The organism is Nicoletella semolina (assembly GCF_004345745.1).
In the GTDB taxonomy this organism is placed as follows: Bacteria; Pseudomonadota; Gammaproteobacteria; order Enterobacterales; family Pasteurellaceae; genus Nicoletella; species Nicoletella semolina.
In genome coordinates, this window is record NZ_SLXJ01000007.1 from 1 (window position 1) to 26,163 (window position 26,163).

Here is a 26,163-nt window from a genome sequence, read left to right on the forward strand (position 1 = left end):
GGTACGGGTTATCGAGTGAATGAAGGTTTTTCTGCGAGGGCAGGTTTTGCGTTAAGCGGAGGCGATGTGAGTGGAGGAGCGGGGATAAACTACGAATGGTAGGGTGTTGCGTTTTTCACTTTTTAATCTGACCGCAAAAAGTTAGACAGCTATTTGAAGGATTGAGTACGGTATTGCAACTCAATCCTTTTAATTTTGGCGTATTTTAGGCGTTGGGCGGTCATCGGTTTTCGTCCTTAATAAACAACGCTTCTTCCTCTCATTAATCAAGAGAAGTGGTGTTGTGTTATTTATTGATGACTTCAAATATTAAGAGATAAAGATGAAAGCTCGTCTCTATCATTTTCATCATTTTTGTTTTACACTAAACTTGTTTTTTCTATCTATTCTAGGTAATAATCTAAATTCTAATTTGATGTAAATTATTTAAATAGACAGCTATTGTCGTGAGTATGAAGAGTAAACTTATCCAATTGCTGATACATTCTTATTTTAGAATAATGTCTTACAGGAAGTTTAGTATATTTATCTAGAGCGGTCTTATTTTCTATATAGAGTAATTTTGAATGAAAACAACTTCCGATATTCGCCAATCTTTTTTAGATTTTTTTGCTAGTAAGGGACATACTATTGTGCCTAGTAGTTCCCTTGTTCCTGATAATGATCCAACTTTACTTTTTACCAACGCAGGAATGAATCAGTTTAAAGACTGCTTTTTAGGATTAGATAAACGCAGTTATGTTAGAGCAACTAGTTCACAACGCTGTGTGCGAGCAGGGGGTAAACATAATGATTTAGAGAATGTCGGCTACACCGCTCGCCACCACACTTTTTTTGAGATGTTAGGTAATTTTAGTTTTGGAGACTATTTCAAAAATGAGGCTATTGCATTTGGCTGGGAATTTTTAACTTCGCCAAAATGGTTAGGGATACCAAAAGAGCGTTTGTATGTCACTGTTTATGAAACCGATGATGAGGCTTATAATATTTGGCACTCGCAAGTTGGAGTACCTACAGATCATATTATTCGTATTGGCGATAACAAAGGTGCACCTTATGCGTCAGATAATTTTTGGGCAATGGGTGATACAGGACCTTGTGGACCTTGTACTGAGATTTTCTACGATCACGGCGAGCAATATTGGGGCGGATTGCCTGGGACGCCTGAAGAAGATGGTGATCGTTTTATTGAGATTTGGAATATTGTATTTATGCAATTTAACCGCCTTGCTGACGGTACGCTCAATAGACTGCCGAAACCTTCTGTAGATACGGGTATGGGGCTAGAGCGAATTAGTGCGGTGATGCAACACGTTAATTCTAACTATGAAACCGATATTTTCCAAACATTGATTAAAGAAATTGCGTTATTACTTGATGTTAAAGATCTAAACAATAAATCGCTGCGAGTAGTGGCTGATCATATCCGTTCTTGTGCTTATTTGATTGCTGATGGCGTGATTCCGTCAAATGAAGGGCGTGGTTATGTATTGCGTCGTATTATTCGTCGAGCAGTACGCCACGGTAATATTTTAGGGGCTAAAGAAGCATTTTTCTATAAACTCGTGCCAACATTGGCTATGGTGATGGGCGAGGCGGGCAACATTTTAACTGAAAAACAACACCAAATTCAAAAAAGCCTTAAGACTGAAGAAGAACAATTTGCTCGCACTTTAGAAAGAGGCTTAGCTTTGCTTGAAGATGAATTAGCTAAATTAGAAGACCAACAACTTTCAGGCGAGGTGGCGTTTAAATTATATGATACTTATGGTTTCCCGCTGGATTTAACTGCAGATGTATGTCGTGAGCGTGATATTTGTATTGATGAAGATGGCTTTGAGCGAGAAATGGCGGTTCAACGTGAACGAGCGAAAGCGAGCAGTAATTTTGGCGTAGATTATAGTAACGTGATCAAAGTAGATGGAAAAACTGACTTCAAGGGATACGACTGTATGCAAGTGCCTGCCACTGTAGTGGGACTGTTTAGTCAGGGGCAACCTGTACAAACGATTAAATCAGGCGAAAATGCGGTTGTGATTTTGGATAAAACGCCATTTTACGGCGAGTCAGGCGGTCAAATAGGGGATAGCGGTCAGATTTCATCGGATCTTTGCAATTTCTGTGTTGAAGATACCCAAAAATATGCTCAAGTCTTCGGACACATTGGGGTGCTTAACTCAGGGGAATTATCGGTTGGTGATGTAATAAGTGCAAGGGTGAATGTTGCTCGTCGTGAAGCGATTATGGCTAACCACAGTGCAACGCATTTACTTCATTCGGCACTTCGTCAAGTGCTAGGTGTACACGTTGCACAGAAAGGTTCTCTTGTCTCTGAAAATGTATTGCGTTTTGATTTTTCTCAATCAGAAGCCATTACTAAAGCACAATTGGAAGAGATTGAGCGAATTGTCAATCGTAAAGTGCGTGAAAACTTACCTGTTGTCATTGAACAAATGGACATTGAGAGTGCGAAAGCAAAAGGGGCAATGGCATTATTTGGTGAGAAATATGGCGATATTGTGCGTGTCGTTGATATGACTGATTTTTCGATTGAGCTTTGTGGTGGTACACACGTTAAAAATACAGGTGAAATTGGCTTATTTAAAATTGTGTCAGAAGGGGCTGTTGCTGCAGGAATTCGTCGTATTGAGGCAGTAACTGCAGAAAATGCAATTAACTGGTTGCATCAACAGCAGCAAGTGATTGGAAAAAGTGCAGAACTATTAAAAGCAGACAGTGCCAGTTTGGTTGAAAAAATTCAGCAATTACAGGATAAAGCTAAGCGTTCGGATAAGGAACTTTCGCAATTAAAAGAGAAATTGGCTGCTCAAGTGGGCGGAGAATTAGTGAAGCAAGCGAAGCAAGTCAATGGCGTTAATGTGATTGTTGAAAAATTAGATAATGTTGATCCAAAAGCATTACGTTCATTAGTTGATGATCTAAAAAATCAATTAGGGACAGCTGTGATTGCATTTGCAACGGCAAGCGGTGATAAGGTGAATTTGATCGTGGGTGTAACAAAAGATGTAACCACAAAAGTTAATGCAGGAGAGTTAGTCGGGTTAATGGCTCAATCAGTGGGTGGAAAAGGTGGCGGTCGTCCTGATATGGCAATGGCTGGCGGCAACCAAGTTGAAAACATTGGTCAGGCTTTAGAGCAAGCTCGACATTGGCTTCAATCACGATTGTAATAATCTATCAGGTTTAACCTTTATAAAGGAGAGCATTATGCTGATACTCACTCGTAAAAGTGGAGAACGTTTACTAATTGGTGAGAATGTTGAGATTACCGTGTTAAGCGTAAGAGGGAACCAAGTAAAATTGGGGGTGAATGCACCAAAAGATATTGCTGTTTATCGTGAGGAAATCCGTCCCCAAATTCAGCATTCGGCAAGTGCTTCTTCTGAAAATGTTAGTCTTGAAGAAGATTAATGGTCTTTCGATTTTAGGATTTTTATCTAAGGATTATTGATGAAAGTGATTATTCCTGTTGCAGGGTTAGGTACTCGTATGTTGCCTGCAACTAAAGCTATTCCCAAAGAAATGCTGACCATTGCTGATAAGCCATTGATTCAATATATCGTGAATGAATGCGTAGCGGCAAATATTAAAGAAATTGTATTGGTTACGCATTCTTCAAAAAATGCGATCGAAAATCATTTTGATACTTCTTTTGAACTTGAAACGATGCTAGAAAAACGGGTAAAGCGTCAATTGCTTGACGAGGTTCGTTCAATTGTTCCAAAAGATGTAACGATTATGCACGTTCGACAAGGGCAAGCCAAAGGATTAGGGCATGCGGTGCTTTGTGGAAGAGCATTGGTGGGTGATGAACCTTTTGCCGTTGTGTTACCTGATGTGTTATTAGCGGATTTTTCGGCAGATCAGCGTACAGAGAACCTATCGGCTATGGTTAAACGTTTCAATGAAACAGGCAGAAGCCAAATTATGGTTGCACCAGTTGCCAAAGAAGAGGTGAGTAACTATGGCATAGCAGATTGTGCAGGCGTAGATATTTGTGCAGGGAATACTGCTAAGATTGTGCGAATGGTGGAAAAGCCGAATGTTGAGAATGCTCCGAGTAATCTTGCTGTTGTTGGACGTTATGTCTTTTCTTCAGATATTTGGGATCTGCTTGCCAGAACGCCTGTTGGGGTTGGCGATGAAATTCAATTGACTGATGCAATTGATATGTTGATTGAACAGCAAGATGTGGAAGCGTTTCACTTGACAGGAAAATCGTTTGATTGTGGCGATAAACTAGGCTACATGCAGGCATTTGTTGAGTATAGTTTGCACCACGGTAAAGTAGGGGCTGAATTTAAACACTATGTGCAACATTTGGCAAAGTCGTTACCATAATCCCCTTTAACTTGACCATAAAATGCGAAAGAAAATATTACAAGCGGTCTATTTGGGACTTTTTTCTGCAGGGCTAATTTTGTATGTTGCCCCATTAGTTCATTCTTCTTTTAATAGGAAGGACAATTCGGATATTGTTAGCTATCATCAGGCAGTACAAAAAGCCTCTCCTGCGGTGGTGAATGTTTATAATCAGGCATTTGATATCAATGATGCTGAGATGATGGTTAGCTTACAAGTGAACAATCTCGGCTCTGGCGTGATTATGACAAATGATGGTTATATTCTAACCAATGAACACGTTGTGCAAAATGCCGATCAAATTATTGTTGCACTACAATCAGGGAAATTATATCAAGCCTTGCTCGTTGGTTCAGATAACTTAACAGATTTGGCAGTATTAAAAATCCAAGCACAAAATTTGCCTACCATTCCTCAAAATACACGGCGTATGGCACAGGTTGGTGATGTGGTATTAGCGATTGGTAATCCGCTGAATTTAGGGCAAAGTATTACGCAAGGGATTATTAGTGCTACAGGGCGTAATGCTTTATCTGAAACAGGAAGACAAGATTTTATTCAAACAGATGCTTCTATCAATAAAGGAAATTCTGGCGGAGCATTAGTGAATTCAGTCGGTGAATTAATCGGTATTAATACATTAAGTTTAGGCAAAAATAGTGATGAATTTGCTGAAGGACTAAATTTTGCTATCCCAATTGCATTAGCAAATAAAATAATGAATAAACTTATCAAAGATGGGCGTGTTATTCGTGGCTATCTTGGCGTAAACAGTTCTCTATTTTATTCTGCAAGAGAATTAGGCGTTGGGGATAAAGGCGTTTTAATTACAGGGGTCAGTGAAAATGGTCCAGCAGATAAAGCTGGCATTAGACAAGGTGATCTCATTCTTAAAATTAATAATATTGAAGCAGAGAGTCCGAGTAAAATGATGGCGTTAATTGCAGATTTACCACCAAATACCTTAATTAATGTAGAGATTTTACGTCAAGATCAACTACTTAAATTAAATGTTGTGATTGGTGAATTCCCAACATTGTAAGCATTAGCAATTAGATCAGAATAGAGAAAGAGAGAAATAACCGTGCAAACTCAAAATATTGTTGCGACAAAAAATCAGAATATGGTTATTACCGTTGATGGACCCAGTGGTGCAGGAAAAGGAACACTTTGTAGTGCATTGGCTGAAAAATTAGGCTTTGAACTGCTTGATTCTGGTGCTATCTATCGTATTTTGGCACTGGCTGCAATCAAATCGGATATTTCCTTAGATGATGAAATTCAGCTTGCAGAATTAGCTCGTTCACTTGATGTTAAATTTACCTTAAAAGCGGGCGAGGTGAACGTTATTTTAAGTGGCGAAGATGTGGGGAGGCAAGTTCGTACTGCACAAGCGGGTCAAAATGCCTCAAAGATTGCAATATTTCCTAAAGTAAGAGAGGCATTACTACAACGCCAGCGTGATTTCAGCACATCTCGAGGGTTGGTTGCAGATGGGCGTGATATGGGGACAGTTGTGTTTCCAAATGCAAAAATAAAATTCTTTTTAGATGCAAGTCCTGAAGAAAGAACGAAAAGAAGAGTAAAACAGTTGCAAGAAAAGGGATTTAATGCTAATTTTGACGAGATTTTATCCGAGATAAAAGAGCGTGATTTACGAGATAGAAATCGTGCTATTGCACCACTTGTTCCTGCAGAAGATGCGATTATTTTAGATTCTACGCATTTAACGATTGATGACGTGATTACACGGGCCTTGGATTATATCAATCAATGTGTTAAGAGCACAATTTAGAAAAATATGTAGTTCCAAGAGAGCTAACTCGGAAATGATAGATTTATTTGCTTAGTAAAGGATGACTGAGTTTTTATTAGTAACCCCATTTAGATGGATATAGATGGACGTTTTTTATTTTTAAGAAGATTAATTATGACTGAATCTTTTGCTCAATTATTTGAAGAATCACTAAAAGGTCAAGAAACCCGTTTAGGTTCTATTGTTAAAGGTACTGTAGTTGCAATTCAAAAAGGCTATGTGCTTGTTGATGCTGGTTTAAAATCAGAATCTGCAATCCCTGCAGAAGAATTTTTCAATGCTCAAGGCGAGCTTGAAGTTCAGGTTGGAGATGTCGTTGATGTTGCACTTGATGCAGTAGAAGATGGTTTCGGTGAGACTAAACTTTCTCGTGAAAAAGCTAAACGCAATGAATCTTGGGCTGTATTAGAAAAAGCCTTTGAAGAACAAGAAACAGTTGTTGGTTTAGTAAACGGTAAAGTAAAAGGTGGCTTCACTGTTGAGTTAAATGGTGTTCGTGCATTCTTACCTGGTTCATTGGTGGATACTCGTCCTGTGCGTGATTCATTAAACCTTGAAGGTCAAACTCTTGAATTAAGAGTGATTAAATTAGACCAAAAACGTAATAATGTCGTTGTATCACGTCGTGCAGTGATTGAATCAAGCAGCAATCAAGATCGTGAAGAAGTGTTAGCGAACTTAGTTGAAGGCTCAGAAGTAAAAGGTACGGTGAAAAACTTAACTGATTACGGTGCATTCGTTGATTTAGGTGGTGTAGATGGTTTGCTTCACATCACTGATATGGCTTGGAAACGTGTTAAACACCCAAGTGAAGTTGTCAATGTTGGTGATGAAGTAACAGTTAAAGTATTGAAATTTGACAAAGAGAAAACTCGTGTATCTTTAGGCTTAAAACAGTTAGGTCAAGATCCTTGGGTTGCAATTGCACAAAACCACCCTGTAAACAGCAAATTAACGGGTAAAGTAACTAATTTAACTGACTACGGTTGCTTTATTGAGATTTTAGATGGAGTAGAAGGTTTAGTTCACGTTTCAGAAATGGATTGGACAAACAAAAATATTCACCCATCTAAAGTAGTGAATGTCGGTGATGTTGTTGAAGTAATGGTGCTTGAAGTTGATGAGGAGCGTCGTCGTATTTCTTTAGGTTTGAAACAATGTAAGCCAAACCCTTGGGAGCATTTCTCTGAAACTCATAACAAAAATGATAAAGTGAAAGGTAAAATTAAATCAATCACTGACTTCGGTATCTTTATCGGTCTTGAGGGCGGAATTGATGGTTTAGTTCACTTATCAGATATTTCTTGGAATGTATCAGGCGAAGAAGCAGTTCGTAACTATAAGAAAGGCGATGAGGTTGAAGCTGTTGTATTACAAGTTGATGCAGTCAAAGAGCGTATTTCTTTAGGTATCAAACAATTAGATTCTGATCCTTTTACAAATTTTGTTGATGCGACTAAAAAAGGTGCTATCGTTACAGGTAAAGTGGTTGAAGTTGATGCAAAAGGCGTAAAAGTTGAATTGTCTGATGGTGTTGAAGGTTATATTCGTGCCGCAGAAGCAACTCGTGATCGTATTGAAAACATTACTTCAGTGATTAGTGTTGGTGATGAGCTTGAAGCAAAATACACTGGTGTTGATCGTAAAGCTCGTGTGGTGAATCTTTCTGTGCGTGCTAAAGATGAAGCTGAAGAATCAGTTGCACTAGCACAAGTGAACAAGCAGGAAGAAGTTATTCCAAATGCGTTTGCTGAAGCATTCAGAGCAGCTAAAGGTGAATAATTAACCTTTAAGCGTTAATCAAGCGGATATGTACAACATGTCCGCTTCAGTTCATTGAAAGAGGATAAAATATGACTAAATCTGAACTTATCGAAAACTTAGTCGCTAAAAATCCTGCTATTCCAGTTTTTATTGTTGATAATAGTGTTAAAGAAATTTTAGAACAAATTACTCAAGCACTCGTTGCTGGGCAGCGTGTAGAGATTCGAGGGTTTGGTAGTTTCTCCTTGCATTATCGCCATTCTAGAATAGGACGTAATCCTAAAACAGGTGAAAACGTAAAATTAGGTTCAAAATATGTCCCTCATTTTCGAGCTGGAAAAGAGCTAAAAGAGCGTGTAAATATAATTAATGGCTAATGAATGTTCCAGTCATTGGATGATGGAGAAAATATGATTAAATATATATTTGGATTTATTATTATCGTTGCCATTATTATTGTAACAATTACGATTGGTGCAAATAATGATCAAATTATTAGTTTTAATTACCTTGTCGCAAAAAGTGAATTACGCTTATCCACATTTGTTGCGATATTATTCGGATTAGGACTAATTCTTGGCTGGTTGATTACAGGCTTTTTCTATTTAAAATTGAAACTAAAAAATATTACCTTACAACGTAGAGTTAGAATACAAGCACAGCAGATTAGTGAATTGAGCTTATCGAAGGCAGAATAATGCTTGAATTACTGTTCCTATTATTACCTATTGCCACGTTATATGGTTGGTATATGGGGCAACGTAATGCTAAAAAATCACAAGAACAAGTCAGTAATAAATTCTCTCGAGATTATATGACTGGCTTGAATTTTTTACTTTCTAATCAGCAAGAAAAAGCAGTTGATGTTTTCTTGTCAATGTTGCAGAAACAAGAGAGTGAAAATCAAATCAGTCTTCAGTCGCAATTTGAGGCAGAGCTAACATTAGGTAATTTGTTTCGGTCTCGTGGTGAGGTTGATAGAGCGTTACGCATTCATCAAAACCTTGAAAATAATCCTGATTATTCTTTTGAACAAAAATTATTAGCTAAACAGCAATTGGCTAAAGATTTTCTATCAGCAGGTTTTTATGACCGAGCTGAAAATTATTTCATTAGTTTAGTTGATGAACCTGAATTTGCTGTTAATGCTTTAACTCACTTAACTCTTATTTATCAGAAAATGAGAGAGTGGCAGAAAGCAATTAATACATCAGAAAAATTGTTAAAATTAGGCATTGATAACCATATTCCTCTATCTCATTATTATTGTGAATATGCACAATTATGTAAACATAATGAAAAACATTTTACCCTCTTATTAGAGAAATCTTTAAAATATTCACCTAATTCTCCAAGAGCGTTAATGTTGTTCGGTGAATATTACCTGAAACAATTAAATTATCAGCAAGCAATTTATTATTTTGAGACAATTATTGAGAGAGACCCTGACTATATTGGTGAGGTTCTTCAAAAAATTGAATATTGTTATCAACAGTTGAACCAAATAGATAATTTTGAATTGTTTTTAATTAGAGCTGCACAAGTTAAAAATAATAGCCGTATTGATATTGCATTAGCCGATCGAATTGCTCAAAAAGATGGCATTGAAGCTGCACAATTTAAGTTATATAAGCAAGTTAAACAGCACCCGAATCTATTTACGTTTCACCATTTTATTTACTATCAAATGAATTCCGCAAAAGAAGGACAAGGAAAAGAAAATTTAGCCTTGCTTCATCAAATGGTGGGTGATCGTATTCAAAAAGGATTTCAATATCGTTGTTTAAATTGTGGATATCAAAGTTATAAATTAATTTGGTATTGTCCTTCTTGTCGAGAGTGGGAGAGTATTAAACCGATTAGTAGTATTAATGATGTTATATAAACAAGGGAGTTGTGTTATGAATAATAAGGTGATTGTTGCGTTAGATTACGAAACAGAAAAAGAAGCGTTGAATTTTGTCGATCAAATTGATCCTTCACTTTGCCGTTTAAAAGTAGGGAAGGAGATGTTTACCACTTTAGGAACACATTTTGTGAAACAGCTTCATTCTCGTCAATTTGATATTTTTTTAGATTTAAAATATCACGATATTCCCAATACCGTTGCAAGAGCCGTACGTTCTGCGGCAGAACTTGGTGTTTGGATGGTCGATTTACACGCAAGCGGTGGATTGCGTATGATGGAAACGGCAAAACAAATTCTTGAGCCGTATGGGAAAGAAGCACCACTATTAATTGGTGTGACTGTATTAACCAGTATGGAAGATTTAGATTTATTGCAAATAGGCATTAATGCTTCGCCAATGGAGCAAGTTATCCGATTAGCACATTTATGCCAACGTGCAGGTTTAGATGGTGTAGTTTGTTCACCACACGAAGTGGAAACATTACGTACGCACTGTGGCGAAAGTTTTAAATTAATCACACCAGGTATTCGCCCTGAAGGAAGTGAGATGGGCGATCAACGCCGTGTTATGACACCTAAACAAGCGATTGAAACAGGTGCTGATTATCTTGTGATTGGCAGACCGATCACGCAATCACCTAACCCATTTGCAACACTCACCTCAATCAATCAGTCGATTGAAGAGTTGGCAAAAAATAATCAAAAATGAATATAAGCGGTGAGTTTTAATAGGAATTTTACAATGTCATTAGTATATTCTACGGAAACAGGACGTATATTACCGAACAAAACAGAGCCAACTCGCCTAAAAGGTGATGGAATAGTGAGGATTCAACGTCAAACCAGTGGTAGAAAAGGCAAAGGTGTCTCAATTATCACAGGATTAGATCTTGATGATAAAGCATTAATGTCAATTGCTTCGGAACTCAAACGCCGAATGGGGTGTGGCGGATCAGTTAAGGAAGGTGTTGTTGAAATTCAAGGTGATAATCGTGAGTTATTAAAACAAATTTTGGAACAAAAAGGTTTTAAAGTTAAATTAGCAGGCGGTTAATTAATAACAATGCTTAAATTTTCAATTCAGCATTGTTATTATGCTTTTTTATTTTATTGTTTAAAAGTCTAAGGATATTTAATGACTTCATTGAGCGTAGTTATTTTAGCGGCAGGTAAAGGCACACGAATGTATTCGGATTTACCTAAGGTATTACACCCAATTGCAGGCAAACCGATGGTAAAACACGTTCTTGATACCGTAAAACAGCTTAATCCACAACAAATACATTTAATTTATGGACACGGTGGCGAGTTGATGCAACAGGCATTAGCCAACGAAGTCGTAAATTGGGTATTACAGACCGAGCAGCTTGGAACGGGACACGCAATGCAGCAGGCTATGCCATGTTTTGCTGATGATGAGAATATTTTAGTGCTATATGGCGACGCACCGCTTATTTCTCCTGCAATGTTGGAAAAACTGATTTCTGCCAAACCAAATGAGGGGATTGCATTACTGACAGTTTGTCTTGAAAACCCAACAGGCTATGGTCGAATTTTGCGTGAAAATGGTTCAGTCATCGGTATTGTGGAACAAAAAGATGCTTCAGCAGAGCAACTTAACATCCAAGAAGTGAACACTGGTGTGATGGTTGCAAGCGGCTCTAGTTTCAAAAAATGGCTATCGCAACTGACTAATCACAATGCTCAAAAAGAATATTACCTCACTGATATTATTGCGATGGCAAATCAAGACGGTTTTTCGGTTGAGGCAGTACAAGCCCAAGATTTAATGGAAGTAGAAGGAGCAAATAATCGTTTACAACTTGCCGCACTTGAACGCTATTATCAAAAACAGCAAGCTGAAAAGCTAATGCTAGCAGGTGTATCTATTATTGATCCACAACGCTTTGATTTACGAGGAAATCTCTCACACGGTAAAGACGTAGAAATCGACGTAAATGTTATTTTAGAAGGCAAAATTGTGTTAGGAAATCGAGTTAAAATCGGTGCAGGGGCAATCTTAAAAAATTGTGAAATTGGCGATGATGTTGAAATTAAACCTTATTCGGTGATTGAAGACAGTGTAATCGGAAAACAAGCAAAAATTGGACCGTTTTCACGTCTTCGCCCTGGTACAACATTGGCAGAAGAAACGCATATCGGTAACTTTGTTGAAATCAAAAATGCACAAATTGCACAAGGCTCCAAAGTCAATCATTTAACGTATATTGGTGACAGCGAAATTGGGCAGCGTTGTAATATTGGTGCAGGCGTAATTACTTGCAACTATGATGGTGCGAATAAATTTAAAACCGTAATTGGTGACAATGTTTTTATCGGATCAGATTGTCAATTGGTCGCACCAGTCAAAATTGCAAGTGGATCGACGATTGGTGCGGGTACAACAGTAACAAAAGATATTGCAGAGCAAGAGCTAGTGATTTCTCGAGTACCACAACGCCATATCCAAGGCTGGCAACGCCCAACGAAGAAAAAGTAGCTTTTTCTCATTTGTCAATTGAGAATAAGCGGTCAGATTCTGCAACATTTTTGCAAAATCTGACCGCTTGACTGTTACCATTCATTTTTCCTATACGCTTTATCCATCGCCATAATCACTTCTCGCACGACCTTTTTCTGATCAGAAGGTAAGTTTAAAAAGAGCTTGATAACGGTTTGATCTTGATAACTTGCTGCCTCTTCCCAAATATACTTACTTGGCATTTTTTCTTTTTCTATTCGATCTATCTTGTTAGCCAATTCTTCTGAGACCAAATCGGTTACAGGCACATTTAGCCATTCAGACAATGTTTTTAATCTTGCCAATGTAGGTAATGTTTCCCCTCGCAACCAACTAGCAAAAGCGTGTAATCCAATCGGTTTGCCGTAATGTCGCAAATTAAATTCACGTTCTAGCACAGAAGCCATAGGTTTATAGCCCTTTTCAGTTAAAAGGGCTTTTAGTTTTTCTGCAAAAAGTTTTTTCTCGTTCATATTATCAAGTTAATTTTTAACTTAATTTTCAACGAAAGATTGATAAAAACTTACGCAATGTTTATCATAATTACGCTTTTACTTACGTTGATAATTAACTTAAAAATTACGTTATATATGACAACCCAAATCAAATCCAAACAACGTGTTGCCGATCACGGCGAAGTCTTTACTCGCCAAGAAGAAGTCAATGCGATGTTGGACTTGGTTAAAAATGAAACGTTGCGGATTGAGTCCCGATTTTTAGAGCCTGCTTGTGGCAATGGAAATTTTTTGATTGAAATTTTACGCCGCAAACTTGAAGTCGTTGAGAGGCAATATGCCAAATCTCAGCGTGAATATGAGTTTTATCTTGTAGTGGCAATTGGTGCGATTTATGGCATCGAGTTGCAGCAAGACAACGTACAAGCCTGCCGTGAGCGACTTTGCAAATTTGTGGAACAATCTTACCGCTTGTTATTTCCTGAAACGGTAAATGATGAAGTTATTGAGGTAATCCGTTTTATTTTGAGCCTGAATATCGTGCAGGGGAATGCGTTGAAAATGTGCTATGTGGACGATAACAATCAAGATCTTCCCCACAAAATGCTGCATTTTTCTGAATGGAGTACGGTCTCTTTTCCTCGTAAATGGTGCTTAAAACGCCACGATTTTGAATATCAGCATTTGGTGTTTGATGGTGCTGAACCTTATCAATCCTTCCAAGAGTATTTTGCCTGTTATTTTTTAGAGATCCAAAATGCAAAACCTATCGATTAATTACAACCCCGATGTGCTTTCTTGCTTGGCGAATTTATCGAATGACGAAGTGTTTACCTCGCCTGAACTGGCTAACCGAATGTTGGATTTATTACCGCAAGCACTGTTTTCTTCCAAAGAAACCACGTTTTTAGATCCCGCTACTAAATCAGGCGTGTTTTTGCGTGAAATAGCCAAGCGGTTAATTAAAGGGTTGGAAATGCAAATTCCTGATTTACAGGCACGTCTCAATCATATTTTTACCAAGCAACTTTTTGGCATTGGTATCACAGAATTAACCGCACTTTTGGCTCGCCGTAGTCTTTATTGCAGTCGCACTGCTAACCACGTTCATTCCATTTGTACCGAATTTAGCGATGAGCAAGGCAATGTGCGATATTCGCCAATTAAGCATACTTGGGTTGATGGGCGATGTAAGCATTGTAGTATAAATCAAAAAGGAAATGAGAGAGCAGAACATTTAGAAAGTCACGCTTATTCTTTTATTCATCAAGAATTAAATGAAATTAGTGAAAATTTACCTATGAAATTTGATGTTATTATTGGAAACCCACCTTATCAGTTAAATGTTGGAAATGAAGGCGGAAATAGTTCAAAAGCAAAAGCGATCTACCATTTATTCATTGAACAAGCGATTAACTTAAATCCTAGCTATTTAGTAATGATCACACCAAGTCGATGGATGACAAGAAGTGTTGAAGGCATTTCGCCAGAATGGATTGATACAATGCTAGTATCAAAGAATTTTAAAACAATTCACGATTTTGAAAGCTCTCAAGAATGTTTTCCTAATTTATCCCAACCGATTGAAGGTGGTGTGAACTATTTTTTATGGGAAAAAGATTATAGTGGGAAGTGTGGCTATTACTATCATTTAAGTAATGATGAAATTTTACATCGTTTCGATTATTTAGATGCAAGTTCCTCAGGGATTGTTATTCGTGATCCTAGAGTATTTAGCTTAATTAATAAAATAGTCGCTCAGCACGGTAATTATTTTTTAGAAGAGAAAAATAATTTTTCCAGTTTGGTTAGTCCTAAAGATTTCTTTACTAACAAACAGTATTTGACATCAAAATGGTCAGGTTATTCTAAAAAGCAAACTTTACAATCCGATGTTAAATACTATTTAAATAGAAATTTAGAAGAGTGTGGTTTTGGTTGGGTTAAAGCAGAACAAATTCCGAAAAATCTTTTATCTAAGAATTTGCATAAAGTTTATATTCCTGCTGCCAACGGTTCAAAGGATCTAGTATTAGGAAAACCTTTCTATGGAGAATCAAATAGTGTATGTTCACAAACTTATTTAGTTATTGGTTATAACCCTGAAATTCATTCTTTAACTAAAGAAGAATGTGAAAATATTATTTCTTACATACAAACTAAATTTTTCCGTTATTTGGTCAGTATTAAGAAAAAAACGCAAAATGGACCTAGAGGAGTTTATCAATTTGTGCCGTTACAAGACTTCTCAAAATCTTGGACAGACAAAGAACTCTACGAAAAATATAGTTTAACCGAAGATGAAATTCAGTATATCGAATCAATGATCCGCCCAATGGGAGCTGCCGAATGAGTGAATTTATTTCTGCATTACGCACGCCAAAAATTTATGTTTACACAGATAGCCGTTTTCCAAATTGCGTCAAAGTGGGCTACACCACCCGCAATGTGGAAGAGCGAGTAAAAGAGCAATACCCTGTAAAATTGCCGAACCAAAGCTACCAAATTTTGTTAAATGAACCTGCCATTCGTGATGATGGTTCACATTTTCGGGATAGCGATATTCACGCCATTTTGCAAAAACGTGGCGTGGAACGACTCGATGGCGAATGGTTTAAATGCGATTTAAACGAGATTAAATCCGCCTACTTGGAAGCGAAGACAGGACAAGCGGTCGAAAAAGCTCGAATTTTTGCATTTGGTATGCGCCCAGAACAGCAAGCTGCGGTAGAGAAAACCGCCGCGTATTTTCGATCTTTTGTGCAAGATGACAAAAACCGTGAAAAAACACCGCACTTTTTATGGAATGCGAAAATGCGTTTTGGTAAGACATTTGCGGCTTATCAACTTGCCAAAGAGATGGGGTGGAAAAAGATCTTAGTTTTAACCTTTAAACCCGCAGTGCAAAATGCGTGGCAGGAAGATTTGCAAAATCACTTTGATTTTCAGGGCTGGAAATTTGTTACCGAAGCGAATGCGTGGCAAAGTGCGGTGGATTTTCCGCAAGTTTGTTTTGGTTCATTCCAAGATTATCTAGGCAAAAACAAAGCTGGTGGTGTGAAGCTCAAAAATGAATGGGTGCATACGATAAACTGGGATTGCATTATTTTTGATGAATATCACTATGGTGCGTGGCGAGAAAAGTCCAAAGGTTTATTTGAAGCGGACGAAGCCAAATTCCAAAGTCAGTTGCAAGCTGAAGCTGCCGAGATGGAAATGGATTTGCCTGATTATTTCGATGAAGATACCCTGCCAATTACCAGCAATCACTTTTTGTATTTGTCTGGCACACCATTCCGTGCGTTAAATTCAGGTGAGTTTATCGAAGAGCAAGTTTACAACTGGACCTATTCAGACGAGCAAAAAGCGAAAAAAATGTGGCAAGGGGAAGATAACCCTTACTTGAGTTTGCCGAGAATGGTAATGCTGACCTATCAGTTGCCTGATGATATTCAAGAAGTGGCATTGAAAGGCGAGTTTAACGAGTTCGATTTAGGGCAATTTTTTGAAGCCAGTGGTACGGGCGATAAAGCAAAATTCAAATATGAAAATGAAGTACAAAAATGGCTAGATTTAATTCGTGGGGCATTACGTTCAACCACGATTGATAATTTGAAATTGGGTGCTGAGAAGCCTCCGATGCCATTTGCTGATGCTCGCTTATTGGGGAGTTTGTTGCATACTCTGTGGTTTTTACCAACCGTTGCGTCTTGCTATGCGATGCGAAATTTATTAGCACAAAAGCAAAATCAGTTTTATCACGATTATAAAGTGGTTGTGGCTGCGGGCAATGAGGCAGGAATGGGTGCTGATGCGATTATCCCTGTGAAAAAAGCGATGGGCGATCCGTTAAAGAATAAAACCATTACGCTTTCTTGCGGAAAATTAACCACTGGCGTGTCAGTTGCCCCTTGGACAGGCATTTTTATGCTGCGAAATCTCAATAGCCCAGAAACCTATTTCCAAGCCGCTTTCCGTGTGCAGACTCCTTGGGTGTTACGAGGGCATAATCCGAATGTTCCAAACAATGAATGTATTATTAAAGAGGATTGCTATGTGTTCGATTTTGCCCCTGATCGTGCCTTAAAGCAGCTGGCGGACTATTGCATTCGCTTAAATACGGAAGATAAAAACCCTGAACAGAAAGTGGCGGAATTTATCCAATTCTTACCCGTGCTAGCCTATGACGGCAGCACAATGCGATCGATTGATGCTGCAGGTATTTTGGATATGGCAATGAGCGGTACAACCGCTACATTACTTGCCCGCCGTTGGGAAAGTGCATTGTTAGTCAATGTAGATAATGAGACGTTGAAAAATCTACGCCAAAATGAAAAAGCAATGCAAGCCCTAATGAGCATTGAAGGTTTTCGTTCATTAAATCAAGATTTGGAAACCATCATCAATAAATCGGAAAGCGTGAAGAAAACCAAAAAAGAAGCAGGTGAATGTAATTTGACGAAAGAAGAAAAAAAGCAACTGACGGAAGATGAGAAAAAAGAGAAAAGCTTGCGTAAGCAGGTGCAGGAAAAGTTGATTAAATTTGCTACTCGTATTCCTGTATTTATGTATTTGAGTGATTACCGTGAATACACGCTACGAGATCTGATTACACAACTTGAACCTGAATTATTCCACAAAGTAACAGGGCTAACCCAACAGGATTTTAGCTTGTTGGTCAGTCTAAATTTATTCAATAGCGGAATGATGAATGATGCCGTATATAAATTTAAACGCTATGAAGATTCGAGCTTGAGATACGCAGGCATAATGAAATACGAAGAAGAGCAGATTGGATTATATGACACGACAATAAGTATAAAAGAATATACAGCTGTCTAGATATCTTCATCTACATATAACGAATGGTTTTTACCACAGCAGTGCTATTTAGATGAGATTGCAAAAAAATCACGAAATCTTACCGCTAGCAGTAAAATCCGCTAGATCATTACTGCAATTTTAGGTAGAATGCGGTCGCTTTTTGTGCTCGAATTATTTATCTAATATTTCAGCATAAAAGGCGTTTATTTATTCAAAATCACACACATACCATATACTGACTATCGGGGTGCTGAAAATTGTAATAAAAACAGTTTTTGGTCGATAGATTAGGGTATGTGGAGGCAAAACCCTTCGCTCTATAAATTAAAGAGCGAACAACACAAAAGGAAATTTTTTATGGCACAAGTATCTATGCGTGATATGCTAAATGCAGGCGTTCACTTCGGACACCAAACTCGTTACTGGAATCCAAAAATGAAACCATTCATCTTTGGTGCTCGTAATGGTGTTCATATCATCAACTTAGAGAAAACATTACCACTTTTCAATGAAGCATTAGCAGAATTAACCCGCATTGCAAGTAATAACGGTAAAATCCTTTTCGTTGGTACTAAACGTGCGGCATCTGATGCAGTGAAAGCAGCAGCAGTAGAGAGCCAACAGTTCTACGTTAATCACCGTTGGTTAGGTGGTATGCTGACTAACTGGAAGACAGTTCGTCAATCTATCAAGCGTTTGAAAGAGTTAGATGCACAAACCCAAGATGGGACTTTTGATAAAATCACTAAAAAAGAAGCATTAATGCGTACTCGTGAGCTTGAAAAATTAGAATTAAGCTTAGGGGGCATTAAAGATATGGCTGGTCTTCCTGATGCAATTTTTGTGATCGGTGCAGACTATGAACATATCGCAATCAAAGAAGCAAATAATTTAGGTATTCCTGTCTTTGCTATTGTGGATACTAACGCAACACCAGATGGCGTAGATTATATTATCCCAGGTAACGATGACGCAGCTCGTGCAATTCAGCTTTACTTAGACGCAGCAGTCGCAGCAGTAAAAGAAGGGCGTGGTCAGGAAGCGACTCCAGCAGAGTTTGTAGCTGAAGAAACTGCAGAGTAATTGTCTTAAGGCAAGCCCTTAAAACACATTTATAAATTGTGAAGCAGGGGCAAATAGTTTTCCCCTGCTTTTTTGTCTAATTAAGAGGAATTGAAAATGGCTGAAATCACAGCATCTTTAGTAAAAGAACTCCGTGAACGTACTGGTGCAGGTATGATGGAGTGTAAAAAAGCGTTAGTTGAAGCAAATGGCGATATCGAATTAGCGATTGATAATATGCGTAAATCAGGGCAAGCAAAAGCAGCGAAAAAAGCGGGAAATATCGCAGCAGAAGGTGTTATCTTAGCTCGTGTTGCAAATGGCTTTGGTGTATTGGTTGAAATGAACTGCCAAACAGACTTCGTTGCGAAAGATTCTGGCTTCTTAGAGTTAGCAAACGAGGTTGCTGATTATGCTGCTGCCAATAAAGGCATTGCGATTGAAGCATTGGCTGCACAATTTGAAGAAAAACGTGTTGCACTCGTCGCTAAGATTGGTGAAAATATGAACATTCGTCGTGTTCAATATTTAGATGGCAATGTAATTGCTCAATATTTACACGGTGCAAAAATTGGTGTATTAGTTGCAGGTGAAGGTTCAGCAGAAGAGTTGAAGAAGATTGCAATGCACGTTGCAGCATCTAAACCAGAATTTGTAAAACCAGAAGATGTGCCAGCAGAAGTCGTTGCGAAAGAACGTGAAATCCAAATTGCAATTGCAATGGAGTCAGGTAAACCACAAGAAATCGCTGAGAAAATGGTTGAAGGTCGTATGAAAAAATTCACAGGTGAAGTGTCATTGACTGGTCAGCCGTTTGTAATGGATCCATCTGTTTCTGTTGCAGATTATTTAAAATCGGTTGGTTCTTCTGTTTCTAACTTTATCCGCTTAGAAGTTGGTGAAGGCATTGAAAAAGTTGAAGAAGACTTTGCAGCGGAAGTAGCGAAAATTACGGGTGGAAACGCTTAATAAAAATAAGCGATTTATATAAAATATATAAAAAGGCGAGAATTTCTCGCCTTTGTTTTTTACATTAAATATAGAACATTCACTCTTCTATATAAATAGAATCTAAAAAATTCAAAAATAGACCATCTCTAATTCTACTCTTTAGATAATCTCACAGAATAAAATGGGGTATAACCAAATGGATTTTGTACAAAGCCTTGTACTCGTTTACTTAGCGGCACATAGTTAATTGCGTGTGCGAGCGGTATGATTGGAGTGTGTTGTTGGAAAATTTCCAGTGCTTGTTGATATTGTTTTGCTCGTTGCTTAGGATCTTTCTCTTGCACAGCAGAACTCAATAATTGTTCGAAATCCTCATTTGTCCAACGTGAATAATTCGTTCCTGGTATATTGTTTTTACTCAATAGTGGGAATAAGAAATTATCAGGATCACCGTTTCGGCTCGTCCAGCCATAGGTCCCAGCAGAAAACTCTCCCTCACGAGTACGCTTGTTAAAATCAGCCCATTCGTGCGTAACTAGTTTTGCTTTTACACCAATCTTTGCCCAATCGGCTTGAATAATTTCAGCTGTTCGGCGAGGATTTGGGTTAGAGGGTCTTACAACAGGTTGAACCCAAATTTCTGTTTCAAATCCATCAGGATAGCCTGCTTCTGCTAGTAGTGCTTTGGCTTTCTCAAGATTAAATTCGTATTGAGGCAACGTTGGGTGGTACCCTAATACCGCAGCAGGAAATGGATTATTGGCGATAGTGCCTGACGTTTGATACACTGCATTGACAATGGTTTTTTTATCGGTTGCGTGGTGTAACGCTTGGCGTACTTTTGGATTATTCAATATCGCTTTTTTTGTGTTCAGACCGAGATAAGCAAGGTTTAATCCTTCTCTTTCGAGTAGGTTAATTGCTGGATCTTGTTTCATTTTGGCGATATCTGCAATATTAGGGAAGTCAATGATATCGCATTCACCCGCTTTCAATTTTGCATAACGAGTGCTAGCATCGGGTGTGATACTGAAAATTAAACGTTCAATTTCGGCTTTACCTTTCCAGTAATGAGAGTTGGCAATATAGCGTACTGCGTGATCGGTTTGGTAAGTTTGAAAGATAAAAGGTCCTGTACCAATAGGCTGTTGATCTAGAAGCTCTGGCGTGCCTTTTGCTAACAATTGATCTGCATATTCTTTAGAATAAATGGATAGAAAATCCATCGCAACAAGACTAATAAAAGGACTATTAGGCTGATTGAGCGTAATTTTGACGGTGTAGTCATCAATTTTTTGAATAGATTTAAATATTTTAGGTAGATTTAACCAGTTAAAATAGAAATAGGTTGCACCAGACACATCGTGATAAGGGTGATTTTTGTCTGCTTGGCGTTGGAATGAAAATACAACATCATCTGCATTCAATGAACGAGTTGGGGTGAATTGTTTATTTTTATGGAATTGGACATTTTTTCTTAAATAAAATGTATAGGTTAAACCATCTTCACTGACTTCCCATCGTTCAGCAAGGCTCGGTTCAACTTCAATTTTACCTGCTTTAAATTCCAAAAGTCGGTTATAAATCTGCTGTGAGCTGGCATTAAAATCGTTTGCATCATTAGTAATTGCTGGACTCAATCTTGCTGGTGGAGTTGCGATGCAGTTTACTAATGTGTGTGCAGGTGCTGAAAGAACAGTATGAGTTGCCCCTAAAAGAGCTAAAGAAATAGTTAAAGTGGAAAGACGCATAAAACCTCACAAAATTAAAAATTATGCTGAGTTTACAAAGTAAATTTCTTGTTTATAAATAACTAAAAGCTCTAAATTATAATCAAAAGGTAGAAATTATCTGTAAGTTATAACATAATTAATCCATTTGTTTAGTCCTATAGCTTATTAGATTAATGACATATTGTATTGAATCGGACTTACTCAATTTTGATAGAGAGCATATTTGGCACCCTTATTCTGCTATACCTTCACACCAGCCAATTTATGCGGTAGAGCGGGCAGAAGGCGTAGTTATTTATCTTAAAAATGGGAAGGCATTAATTGATGGAATGTCCTCTTGGTGGGCTGCACTACACGGTTATAATCATCCACGTCTTAATCAGGCTGTGCAAAAGCAACTTGGTTATATGAGTCATATTATGTTTGGCGGTTTTACGCATCAGCCTGCAGTTGAATTGGCTAGCAAGTTAGTTGAGCTATTACCGAGTTCCTTGTGTAAAATTTTCTTCGCAGATAGTGGTTCTGTATCTGTTGAGGTTGCGATGAAAATGGCAGTGCAATATCAGCAGAGTATAGGGTATAGAAAACGAAGTAAATTTGCTACGATTCGATCAGGCTATCACGGAGACACTTGGCATGCTATGTCAGTGTGTGACCCTGAAACTGGTATGCATAGTTTATTTAGACATAGTTTACCTTGTCAGTATTTTTTACCTCAACCTAGTATAAAATTTGGAGAACCGTGGGAAGAAAAAGCAATTGAACCATTGGCTAATTTACTTTCCCAAAAACACGATGAAATTGCGGCATTAATTTTAGAGCCGATTGTGCAAGGTGCGGGGGGAATGTATTTCTATTCACCAACTTATTTAATTAGAGCAAAGCAGCTTTGTGAACGGTATAACATCTTGTTGATATTTGATGAGATTGCAACTGGTTTTGGTCGAACGGGAAAGATGTTTGCTTTTGAGTATGCAGGTGTTGTACCAGATATTATTTGCTTAGGAAAAGCATTAACTGGTGGCTATCTTACCTTGGCTGCTACGGTTACAACAGCAGAGGTGGCGAAGGGAATTTGTGCTGGCGAGGCGAAATGTTTTATGCATGGACCTACTTTTATGGCTAATCCGTTAGCCTGTGCTGTGGCGAGTGCATCTATTGAGTTGTTATTGGAGAATCCGTGGCAAAAGTGTGTGCAAAAAATAGAGCAACAATTATTGAGAGAATTACAACCAGCCAAAGCATTCCCTATTGTTAAAGAAGTAAGAGTATTGGGGGCAATTGGTGTGGTTGAGATGAACGTACCTGTTGAATTGAAGACGATCGTACCTAGATTTGTTGAAAAAGGTATTTGGGTTAGACCTTTTGGACGGTTAATCTATATTATGCCACCATTTATTATTACTCAAGATCAACTTACTCATCTCACAAATGGATTAATTGAGGTAATTAAGGAAGAATATGATCAGTAATCCACATTTAGATGATTTGCTTGTTGAGCAGACTAAGCTCAAACAGCAAGGGCAATTGCGTGCTATTCCTTCACTAAAACACCAAGGGCGATATGTGGTGCATTTAGGGAAAAATATGCTTAATTTATCCTCTAATGACTATTTAGGCTTGGCAAATTATAAGCCGTTCAGAGAGCAATTTTTGCAAAAATATGGCGAAAACTTACCGCTATTTACTTCGTCTTCATCACGATTGCTAACAGGATCATTCCCTGTTTGTGAAGACTTGGAAAGTCTTATTGCACAACGTTTTCAGCGAGAGTCGTGTTTGCTGGTTAATAGCGGTTATCATGCCAATATTGGTATTATTCCAGCACTTGCGGATAAGTATACGTTAGTTTTAGCAGATAAATTGGTGCATGCGAGTATTATTGATGGTATTCGTTTGAGTGGTTGTCGGTTTATGCGTTATCGCCATAATGACTATGAAAACTTATACCAATTGTTGGAAAAATATGCAGATAAGTTTAATAAGATAATCATAGTAACGGAAAGCGTGTTTAGTATGGACGGTGATACTGCGGACTTGGTTCAATTGGTTAAATTCAAGCAAGATTTTAAGCATATTTTACTTTATGTTGATGAAGCACACGCTGTAGGCTGTTATGGTGAGAATGGTTTGGGGCTTTCTGAACAATGTGATTGTATTCAGGATATTGATATTTTGGTCGGTACTTTTGGTAAAGCTCTAGCTTCAATGGGAGCTTATATCGTTTGTGATCAGATAATTAAAACGCATTTAGTAAATTTTATGCGTCCTCTTATTTATTCAACGGCACTTCCTCCTATCAATGTGGCTTGGAGCTATTTTTTATTTGAAAAATTACCAGCATTAAAGATAAGAAGACGTCATCTTCAGCAATTAAGTCGATATGTACATCAAAGGTTAGGTATTTTAAACGATAATAGCCAAAGCCATATTGTTCCCTATGTTATAGGTGATAACGATGCCACTGTGATTAAAGCTCGTTCTTTACAAGAAAGAGGGTTTTATTGTTTGCCTATTCGTCCTCCTACTGTGCCGAAAAATACATCAAGGATTCGTATTTCTCTTACTGCCGATATAAAACAGAGTGAACTTGATGATTTTCTGAACTGTCTGTTATCTGAATAATCAATTGAGATAATCAGAGACAACAAGAGAGAATGCTAATATGAATATACAATTTTTTTCTAATAATCAGCCTAACTTAATTGTATTTTTTGCTGGTTGGAGCGTATCGCCTAGTATTGTTACTCACTTAAAACTACCCAGTAATTATGATTTATTAATTTGTTATAACTATGCTGAGATGAATTTAGATTTTGATTTTTCAGTGTATGATGCAGTTCATCTTGTGGCTTGGTCAATGGGGGTTTGGGTCGCTGAAAGGGTGATGCAATCAATACCAATTAAAACAGCAACGGCAGTAAATGGAACAGGCTTTCCTATTGATGATAGATTTGGGATTCCTTGTGATATCTTTACGGGTACATTGGCAAATCTGGATAATATTACACGCTCCAAGTTTGAGTTTCGTATGTGTGGCAGTAAAGAGAATTTCAACCAGTATCAACGCTTAGTCAATCCTCGTACTTTAGCAGATATACGACAAGAACTTGCGATACTTTATGAAAGGATTAAATCAGATAGACGCACTGATCTAATAAATTGGTCTAATGCGATAATTAGTCGGCAAGATCGAATTTTCAATCCTTGTAATCAGCTGAACTATTGGAAACAGCGGAGTTCTGTTCAGTTGACTGATGGAGAACACTACCTATTTCCTCAATTTACCTCTTGGAAGCAATTATGGCAGTAGCAGATAAATCTCTTATTGCTAGGCGGTTTAATCGAGCATTTGTTAGTTATGATCAGCAAGCTCAAGTTCAACGAATAATGAATGATAAGTTAATTGATTTGTTAAGTCCGTTAGGGCAATTACGGTTTCAGCATATTTTAGAGGTTGGGTGCGGTACGGGATTGCTTACTCGACGTTTGCTTGCACATATTGAAGCTGAACGTTGGACAATTAATGATTTATGTAATATGGAAAAGTGGATTGCTAACCTATTTCCGATGGCTAATTATTGCTTTTGTTGTGGCGACGCTGAGGAAATTCGCTTTTCTGAAAAATTTGATTTAATTGCGTCTGGGGCAACGGTTCAATGGTTTGAACAGCCTGAGCGTTTTTTGAAAAAATGTGTAAAGTGCCTCACTGATAATGGTTTAATTTTGCTAAGTAGTTTTGCACCATCAACGTTGTATGAAATAAAATCAATAACGAATATAGGGCTTAACTATCCTATGTTAGAAGATTGGCGTAAGTGGTTAGATAGAGATTTTGATATTCTTCATTTAGATCAACAGCATATATGTATAAATTTTCAATCGCCTATTGCCGTGTTGAAACATTTGAAACAAACAGGTGTAACTGGGGTGCGGCAAGAATATTGGGGTAAGCATCAACTACAGCAATTTATCCAACAATATCAACAAAAATATACTACTCGCTATGGGGAAGTACATCTCACATACTCACCGATTTTCATTTTGGCAAGAAAAAGGACAATCTATGAAGGGTAAGGCAATTTTTGTGACTGGGATTGATACGGGAATAGGGAAATCAGTTGCGACGGGTATTTATGCAAAGGAGTTAATGAATCAAGGATATTCGGTTATTACGCAGAAAATGGTGGAAACAGGTGCGAAAAAATTTTCAGAGGATATTATTTTGCACCGAAAATTACAGGGGATTCCACTCACTGCAGAAGATTATGAGGGGATTACTTGTCCATTTGTGTATTCCTATCCTTGTTCCCCCCATTTAGCGGCTAGACTGGAAAATAGAAAAATTGACATTGATGTAGTTATAAGGAATACAGATATCCTTAGAAAAAAATATGACTATGTGTTAATTGAGGGAGCTGGTGGTCTTGCTGTCCCTTATAGTGAAGAATTGACTATCTTAGATTATATCCAGCAGCAAAATTTGCCTGTAATTTTAGTTACGTCAGGCAAATTAGGTAGTATTAACCACACGTTGTTAAGTTTATTTGCTTGCCAATATCATCAATTAAGGGTGCATTCCGTGGTGTATAATTTATATCCGAAAACTGATCCCATTATTTGTAATGAAACACAGTATTATTTATCTAATTATCTTTCTAAAGTATTTCCGAATGCGAATTTTGAAGTATTGAAATGTTACGATATTTAATCTTTGGGAGATATTTACTTATTAGGAGTACGTT

General features: G+C 37.7%; 25 protein-coding genes. 23 read left to right on the top strand and 2 right to left on the bottom strand.

All coding sequences use genetic code 11. The features are described from left to right. The 13 genes from EV693_RS09760 to glmU form a co-directional block, all read left to right on the top strand. Positions 1-102, top strand: a 102-nt coding sequence (locus EV693_RS09760) for a YadA-like family protein (protein ID WP_165904883.1), incomplete at its 5' end; no start/stop codon positions are given. 464 nt (positions 103-566) lie between these two features. Then, entirely contained in the window at positions 567-3,191 is a 2,625-nt protein-coding gene (gene alaS, locus EV693_RS05475; protein ID WP_132501366.1) for an alanine--tRNA ligase, read from the top strand. Between the two features lie 37 nt (positions 3,192-3,228). After that, positions 3,229-3,432, top strand: a complete 204-nt coding sequence (gene csrA / locus EV693_RS05480) for a carbon storage regulator CsrA (RefSeq protein ID WP_132501367.1) — start codon at positions 3,229-3,231, stop codon at positions 3,430-3,432. Positions 3,433-3,471: 39 nt separating this feature from the next. Next, positions 3,472-4,362 (top strand): UTP--glucose-1-phosphate uridylyltransferase GalU, encoded by an 891-nt coding sequence (gene galU / locus EV693_RS05485; protein WP_132501368.1) that lies wholly within the window; start codon positions 3,472-3,474, stop codon positions 4,360-4,362. Between the two features lie 22 nt (positions 4,363-4,384). Beyond that, complete coding sequence (degS, locus tag EV693_RS05490) at positions 4,385-5,425, top strand: outer membrane-stress sensor serine endopeptidase DegS (RefSeq protein ID WP_132501369.1); 1,041 nt, start codon at positions 4,385-4,387, stop codon at positions 5,423-5,425. An 81-nt stretch (positions 5,426-5,506) separates the two neighbouring features. After that, positions 5,507-6,178, top strand: coding sequence for a (d)CMP kinase (cmk, locus tag EV693_RS05495; RefSeq protein WP_132501455.1), 672 nt, complete (start codon positions 5,507-5,509; stop codon positions 6,176-6,178). A gap of 135 nt (positions 6,179-6,313) precedes the next feature. Next, a complete protein-coding gene (gene rpsA, locus EV693_RS05500) occupies positions 6,314-7,981 on the top strand; it encodes a 30S ribosomal protein S1 (protein ID WP_132501370.1) in 1,668 nt (555 codons plus the stop codon). Positions 7,982-8,052: 71 nt separating this feature from the next. Beyond that, positions 8,053-8,340: an integration host factor subunit beta gene (locus tag EV693_RS05505; protein ID WP_132501371.1), complete on the top strand. Its 288-nt coding sequence runs from the start codon at positions 8,053-8,055 to the stop codon at positions 8,338-8,340. A 33-nt stretch (positions 8,341-8,373) separates the two neighbouring features. Further along, complete coding sequence (locus EV693_RS05510; RefSeq protein ID WP_132501372.1) at positions 8,374-8,661, top strand: LapA family protein; 288 nt, start codon at positions 8,374-8,376, stop codon at positions 8,659-8,661. Further along, positions 8,661-9,848: a lipopolysaccharide assembly protein LapB gene (gene lapB, locus EV693_RS05515; protein ID WP_132501373.1), complete on the top strand. Its 1,188-nt coding sequence runs from the start codon at positions 8,661-8,663 to the stop codon at positions 9,846-9,848. The genes EV693_RS05510 and lapB overlap by 1 nt, the downstream gene beginning before the upstream one ends. Positions 9,849-9,864: 16 nt before the next feature. Beyond that, entirely contained in the window at positions 9,865-10,581 is a 717-nt protein-coding gene (gene pyrF, locus EV693_RS05520) for an orotidine-5'-phosphate decarboxylase (protein WP_132501374.1), read from the top strand. A gap of 33 nt (positions 10,582-10,614) precedes the next feature. After that, a complete protein-coding gene (gene yciH / locus EV693_RS05525; RefSeq protein WP_132501375.1) occupies positions 10,615-10,926 on the top strand; it encodes a stress response translation initiation inhibitor YciH in 312 nt (103 codons plus the stop codon). Positions 10,927-11,007: 81 nt separating this feature from the next. Further along, on the top strand, positions 11,008-12,372 hold the full coding sequence (glmU, locus tag EV693_RS05530) for a bifunctional UDP-N-acetylglucosamine diphosphorylase/glucosamine-1-phosphate N-acetyltransferase GlmU (RefSeq protein ID WP_132501376.1): 1,365 nt from the start codon (positions 11,008-11,010) through the stop codon (positions 12,370-12,372). Positions 12,373-12,446: 74 nt separating this feature from the next. Here the strand turns inward: glmU and EV693_RS05535 are convergent, their stop codons facing one another. Then, positions 12,447-12,866: a hypothetical protein gene (locus EV693_RS05535; protein ID WP_132501377.1), complete on the bottom strand. Its 420-nt coding sequence runs from the start codon at positions 12,864-12,866 to the stop codon at positions 12,447-12,449. Between the two features lie 117 nt (positions 12,867-12,983). Between EV693_RS05535 and EV693_RS05540 the strand changes: the two genes are divergently transcribed. The 5 genes from EV693_RS05540 to tsf all read left to right on the top strand — a co-directional run bounded on the left by EV693_RS05540 (position 12,984) and on the right by tsf (position 19,703). After that, a complete protein-coding gene (locus tag EV693_RS05540; protein WP_132501378.1) occupies positions 12,984-13,625 on the top strand; it encodes a DNA methyltransferase in 642 nt (213 codons plus the stop codon). Continuing rightward, positions 13,606-15,201: an Eco57I restriction-modification methylase domain-containing protein gene (locus EV693_RS05545; RefSeq protein WP_132501379.1), complete on the top strand. Its 1,596-nt coding sequence runs from the start codon at positions 13,606-13,608 to the stop codon at positions 15,199-15,201. The genes EV693_RS05540 and EV693_RS05545 overlap by 20 nt, the downstream gene beginning before the upstream one ends. Beyond that, complete coding sequence (locus EV693_RS05550) at positions 15,198-17,690, top strand: DEAD/DEAH box helicase (RefSeq protein WP_132501380.1); 2,493 nt, start codon at positions 15,198-15,200, stop codon at positions 17,688-17,690. The genes EV693_RS05545 and EV693_RS05550 overlap by 4 nt, the downstream gene beginning before the upstream one ends. Positions 17,691-18,029: 339 nt before the next feature. After that, complete coding sequence (gene rpsB / locus EV693_RS05555) at positions 18,030-18,755, top strand: 30S ribosomal protein S2 (protein WP_132501381.1); 726 nt, start codon at positions 18,030-18,032, stop codon at positions 18,753-18,755. A gap of 96 nt (positions 18,756-18,851) precedes the next feature. Beyond that, complete coding sequence (gene tsf, locus EV693_RS05560) at positions 18,852-19,703, top strand: translation elongation factor Ts (RefSeq protein WP_132501382.1); 852 nt, start codon at positions 18,852-18,854, stop codon at positions 19,701-19,703. A gap of 134 nt (positions 19,704-19,837) precedes the next feature. Here tsf and EV693_RS05565 read toward each other — a convergent pair whose 3' ends face one another. Beyond that, positions 19,838-21,436: an ABC transporter substrate-binding protein gene (locus EV693_RS05565; protein ID WP_132501383.1), complete on the bottom strand. Its 1,599-nt coding sequence runs from the start codon at positions 21,434-21,436 to the stop codon at positions 19,838-19,840. A gap of 155 nt (positions 21,437-21,591) precedes the next feature. On the opposite strand from EV693_RS05565, the gene bioA reads away from it, so the two are divergent. From bioA to bioD, 5 genes are read left to right on the top strand one after another with little or no spacing between them, the layout of a single operon-like run. After that, positions 21,592-22,890 carry an adenosylmethionine--8-amino-7-oxononanoate transaminase gene (bioA, locus tag EV693_RS05570; protein WP_132501384.1) on the top strand — a complete coding sequence of 433 codons (1,299 nt, stop codon included), beginning with the start codon at positions 21,592-21,594 and terminating at the stop codon, positions 22,888-22,890. Then, positions 22,880-24,043 (top strand): 8-amino-7-oxononanoate synthase, encoded by a 1,164-nt coding sequence (locus EV693_RS05575; protein ID WP_132501385.1) that lies wholly within the window; start codon positions 22,880-22,882, stop codon positions 24,041-24,043. The genes bioA and EV693_RS05575 overlap by 11 nt, the downstream gene beginning before the upstream one ends. 40 nt (positions 24,044-24,083) lie before the next feature. Next, complete coding sequence (locus EV693_RS05580) at positions 24,084-24,731, top strand: pimeloyl-ACP methyl esterase BioG family protein (RefSeq protein ID WP_132501386.1); 648 nt, start codon at positions 24,084-24,086, stop codon at positions 24,729-24,731. Then, on the top strand, positions 24,722-25,495 hold the full coding sequence (gene bioC, locus EV693_RS05585) for a malonyl-ACP O-methyltransferase BioC (protein WP_132501387.1): 774 nt from the start codon (positions 24,722-24,724) through the stop codon (positions 25,493-25,495). Before EV693_RS05580 ends, bioC begins: the two co-directional genes overlap by 10 nt. Then, positions 25,485-26,129, top strand: coding sequence for a dethiobiotin synthase (gene bioD / locus EV693_RS05590; RefSeq protein WP_132501388.1), 645 nt, complete (start codon positions 25,485-25,487; stop codon positions 26,127-26,129). The genes bioC and bioD overlap by 11 nt, the downstream gene beginning before the upstream one ends. The last annotated feature ends 34 nt before the right edge of the window (positions 26,130-26,163 follow it).